The sequence below is a fragment of the Piscinibacter defluvii genome, from assembly GCF_004011805.1.
GTDB classification, from domain to species: domain Bacteria; phylum Pseudomonadota; class Gammaproteobacteria; order Burkholderiales; family Burkholderiaceae_C; genus Piscinibacter; species Piscinibacter defluvii.
In genome coordinates, this window is the sequence record NZ_ML137201.1 from 1 (window position 1) to 4,275 (window position 4,275).

The 4,275-nt window shown below is 67.0% G+C and carries 4 protein-coding genes; all 4 read left to right on the forward strand.

The window, feature by feature from the left end; genetic code table 11:
- The first annotated feature begins 975 nt into the window (after window positions 1–975).
- Complete coding sequence (locus tag D9C15_RS09145) at window positions 976–2,010, forward strand: PRTRC system protein D (protein WP_127997149.1); 1,035 nt, start codon at window positions 976–978, stop codon at window positions 2,008–2,010.
- A complete protein-coding gene (locus D9C15_RS09150) occupies window positions 1,997–2,302 on the forward strand; it encodes a hypothetical protein (RefSeq protein ID WP_127997150.1) in 306 nt (101 codons plus the stop codon). Before D9C15_RS09145 ends, D9C15_RS09150 begins: the two co-directional genes overlap by 14 nt.
- A gap of 70 nt (window positions 2,303–2,372) precedes the next feature.
- Entirely contained in the window at window positions 2,373–2,888 is a 516-nt protein-coding gene (locus tag D9C15_RS09155; protein WP_127997151.1) for a hypothetical protein, read from the forward strand.
- Window positions 2,889–3,203: 315 nt separating this feature from the next.
- Complete coding sequence (locus D9C15_RS09160; RefSeq protein ID WP_127997152.1) at window positions 3,204–4,211, forward strand: ParM/StbA family protein; 1,008 nt, start codon at window positions 3,204–3,206, stop codon at window positions 4,209–4,211.
- The last annotated feature ends 64 nt before the right edge of the window (window positions 4,212–4,275 follow it).

Genomic DNA, 4,275 nt, shown 5'->3' on the forward strand with positions numbered 1-4,275 from the left:
GCGGCACCGTCCCGCCGGTGCCAGGCGCATTCAGGGTTCGCGCTTGCCGCCATCGGCATGGGCGCAGGCCAGTCGTAAAAGTGATCGCCCAAACACGGCGTCTGGCGCCGTGGCAGCCCGCTCAAGGCGGGGCGCAGGGGAATGGCCACGTTGGTGGCCACGCTGCGCAGCAGGTGCATGGGCGTCACCCATGCTGAAGCGCTCGGGGCGCTTCAGGGCTTCACGATCTGCCGCATGGCCTGAGTGCGCCAGTGCCACCTGGCGCGCCATGCGTGCGTGCACACCGGCGAATCCGAACGGGTCGGTGTTCGTCGGCGCCTTGTAGGCGCGCACGCAGCAGTCGTTGGGGAGTCTTCCAGCAGGCATCGCGTGCCCGCTGCAGTTGCGCGATCAGGGTCGCGCGCATCAAGCCGCGTGGCTCGGGGGCCAGGGGCTTGCATGTCGGCTTCGATCAAGGTCGCTGCCGGCAGTGTCATCGGCTGTCGGGGTGACAGGCCGGGGATCAGAGCCCGAAGGCCCGTGCACCCGAAGGTGCTCTGGAGGGCTTGCCATTCGCGCTCGATGCGCCCGGTGGGCCAGCTGCCCGGTGCCAAAGGCGATGCAAGCATGCGCGAAGGTCGCCGCCCTTGCAAGCGCGAAAAGTTCCGTTACGGCGCCAATACCTGTGTGAGGCCCGAAGCCCCCTGGGGTTGACGGATGGATTCCATACCTCTCTCTCCGAAGCCTGATCGTGCCGAACTTGCTGGTCGGGTTGCAGACGCACCGGAAACGGACCTGAGGGCCGACGCAAGCCATAGGACGGCTGCTTCACTCGGGCTGCAGCCCCAATTCGCTGAAGCAAAACGTGCCGCTGCACGTGGTCCGGGCGATCGACGGCCGATTTCCGGGGGGACTTCGACCCGCCTTTCGAGTGGACGTGATTGGCCGCGTTGGCAACAGTAGAGCCATGTCGGCACTACGGCTGCTGGAGGTCCCATGGGTTGCATAGTCAGGGCCATCGATCTCGGCTTCGGCCACACGAAATTCACCACCGTCAACGCGGCCGGTGATGTCAGGTACGCCAGCTTTCCTTCGCTGGCCCTGGCCAGCGTCGATCCGCACACCGCGCGCCCTCTGCTGGCGCCGCGGCGGACGGTGTCGGTGCGGGTGGGCCAGTTTTTCTACGAGGTGGGGCCGGATGTGTTGTCGGTCGGCGCGCGCAGCAAACCTATCTTGTCAGTCGAGGGCTACACGCAATCCGTCGACTACAAGGCCTTGATGCTCGGCGCACTGCACTACATGCAGGCCGACGAGATCGACGTGCTGGTGGTGGGCTTGCCAGTCTCGGAGTTCACCGCGCGCAAGGCGGCGCTGGAACGCCTGTGCGTCGGTGAGCACGACGTGGGCAAAGGCCGCAAGGTGAAGGTGCACAAGGCGCTCGTGGTGGCGCAACCGCAAGGTGCGCTGGTGGCCTATGCCGAAGAGCATGGCCTGTTGGACCAGATCGGTCAGCAGGAGAACCTGATCATCGATTGCGGCACGCGCACGCTGGACTGGTTGACGGCGCGCGGCCTGCGCCTGGTGGCCAACCGCAGCTACTCGGCGCAGTATGGTGTGCATGACGTGGTGTCGGCGATCTGCGAGGCCATCTCGCGCGAGATTGGCGAGCACTACGACGAACCGCACACCGTGGACGAGGCCCTGCGCACCGGCAGGAGCCTGACGACCTACGGCAAGGCTCGCGAGATCCAGCGCTACATGCCCATCGCCGAGCGCATTGCCGTCGAAGGCATCCAGGCCTTGACCAATTCCATTGGCGGCAAGTACCGCTTCTCCAACATCGTGCTGAGCGGTGGCGGCGCGCATCTCTTCCGAAAGGCGCTACGCGATGCCTTTAAGAAGCAGCCGGTGCTGGAGCTGGCCGATCCGTTCTACGCAAATGTGCGTGGCTTCCAGCGTGCCGGTGTCGACCGCCTGCGCGCCCAAGCCCCGAACGATGCCAGCCAGGGAGCACAGCATGAAGCGCAGTGAAGGTGACGACGAAGTGCCTGGTCCAGAGGGCCCAGGCCGCGACGAGCCGATGCTGGAGTTCTATGCCCAGGTGGGCGCCTGGCAACACGGCCCGCTGTACGAAGACCTGGCAAGGCTGCCCAAGGGCCGGCGTCGGGCCGAACGCTTCCGTACGTTGGCCTACCTGGGCGTGCTCGTCGAGCAGGAAAGGCGGGGCGGCGAGGCCAGGCCCGGCGCGCTGCTCAGGCCAGCATCGCCACAGGCCAGCCCCCCTTCGGCCGGCGGCATCTTCGATGATCCGCTGCCGGAATAGTCGCTGGTGCAGCACTTGACCGCGGCCGACCGCATGGGACTTTCAGGTGGACCTTCACCTGGGAGTCCCCATGTACGTCCTGGAAACGCTGACCGGTCGTGTCATCGAGGCGCGCCGCTACCTGAATCGCATCCCCGGCCTGCGCGACGACGACCCGTCGCGCGAGCGCTGGGAGCTGTGGCTGGCCGACGCCGGCAACCGCGAGCACAAGATCGTCGTCTACAGCCGGTGCATGCCGGCGCGTGCGGGCCATGCCGTCACCCTCATTCACTACGGCGGGCGTGGCGTGGGCCTGTACAACCTGAGCATCGGCATGCGCGTGAACTTCGTGTTGGAGAACCCCATCGCGCTGCTGCGGAGCATCGACGTCGTGGTCCTCGTGTTCGGATCGTTCGGCGCGCTGATGCTCGGCGCCTACTGGCATCCGATGGTCCTGCTGATCGGCTTGCCGCTGCTGGCGCTGTATGGCCCGGTCGCGATGCTGAGCCGCCGCCACTACCAGGTCAGCCTGGCCAACCAGGTCGAGGAGATGCTGGACCCGATCCAGGTGGAAGACGTCGTCAAGCCCTTCAAGCCGCGCCGCTGAAGCCACCTGCAGCCCGTGCTGGGTCGGGTTGGGGCCCGACCAGAAGGCCTGCTTGGCAGTCGCCCGCGACAGGCGTAGATTCACTGCGCACGGGCATGTGCACCTCGCCATGCCCACCGCCCCGTCCACAGCATAGGGCGGCGTTAGCGGTCGTGACCCGCACTTCAATCGAATCGCCCCGCCAGGGGTGCATCCCCTCATCCGGCTTGAACCGCGCACCAGGCGAACGCCTGGACCCAGTGCGAGGCAGGCCCATGGCCCATCGACGGCCAAACCCATGAACCTTGCACTGCAAGGCCGACGCGGAGCACCACCATGACGAGGAGCCCTGTCATCGCCGCCATCGACGCCGGTTGCGGCTTCACGAAGTTCTGCAAGCTGCGCCCAGGCCAGCATGCGGACATCGAAGTCTTCCCGTCGCTCACGGACATCGTCTTTCACGACAGCCGCTGCAGCAGGCTCAGGTCCCCGCGGCGCAATGCCTTGATCCCCTTCGGGACCCACCTGGTCGAGGTCGGCCCGGACATCGAGGCGGCGCTGGGCGATGCGATCTTTCACTTGCAAGCAGAAGGCTTTGCGGCCACCGATGACTACCGCGCTTGCGTCGCCGGCGCGCTGGCCTTCATCGAGGAACCCTTCATCGACATGCTGGTGCTGACCGTGCCGATGCGGGAACGCGATGCCCTGGAGCCGCAGATCCGGGACTGGTTGAGCCGGCCGGTGCGCACCGCGGCCAATGCCAGCGTCACCGTGGCGCGGGTGGAAGTTCTGCCGCAGGCCGCGGCCAGCGCCATCGAATGGATGGATTCGCCCGAGCTCGACGAGACACAGATGTCGCTGGTGCTGGTGGCGGGCTTTGGCAGCCTGGACTGGGCGCTGTACCGCGGCAGTGACCTCGAGCCCCTGGCCGGCGGTACCGAATACCACGGCGTGGCCAACCTGCTGCGAACCGTGGACGACCGGATCGGCCAGGGCGCCCCCAGCGGGGATGTCCGGCTCGATGCCATTGATCAAGCGCTGCGCCATGGCAAGCCCGTGCGGGCGCGCGGACAACTGCATGACCTGCAGCCTTACTGGCCGTGGATCCATGGCCGGGCCCGCCGGATGCTGGGCGGCATTGCGCAAACCCTGACCGAACTGCCCACACCGCAGACCGTGTGGCTGGCCGGTGGCGGCGCAGCCTACTTCCTGCAGGCCGCGGAAGGCCTGTTCGATCGACAGTCCGTGCACGTGGCTGCCGAGCCGATGCACGCGTGCATGCGTGGCATGTGCCTGTACGGCAAGCGCCGGCTGATGGCTGACCTCGACGCCCTGCGCGCCTGATTCAAAGCGAAGCGAACCCATCCCACCCCACACCCCGCGCGCGAGGCGCCCGCGGGGACGACTG

What these genes read in the sequence shown, in the direction of transcription:
- D9C15_RS09145 (WP_127997149.1), top strand. Translation starts at nt 976, where the DNA reads ATGGGTTGCATAGTCAGGGCCATCGATCTCGGCTTCGGCCACACGAAA.
- D9C15_RS09150 (WP_127997150.1), top strand. Translation starts at nt 1,997, where the DNA reads ATGAAGCGCAGTGAAGGTGACGACGAAGTGCCTGGTCCAGAGGGCCCA.
- D9C15_RS09155 (WP_127997151.1), top strand. Translation starts at nt 2,373, where the DNA reads ATGTACGTCCTGGAAACGCTGACCGGTCGTGTCATCGAGGCGCGCCGC.
- D9C15_RS09160 (WP_127997152.1), top strand. Translation starts at nt 3,204, where the DNA reads ATGACGAGGAGCCCTGTCATCGCCGCCATCGACGCCGGTTGCGGCTTC.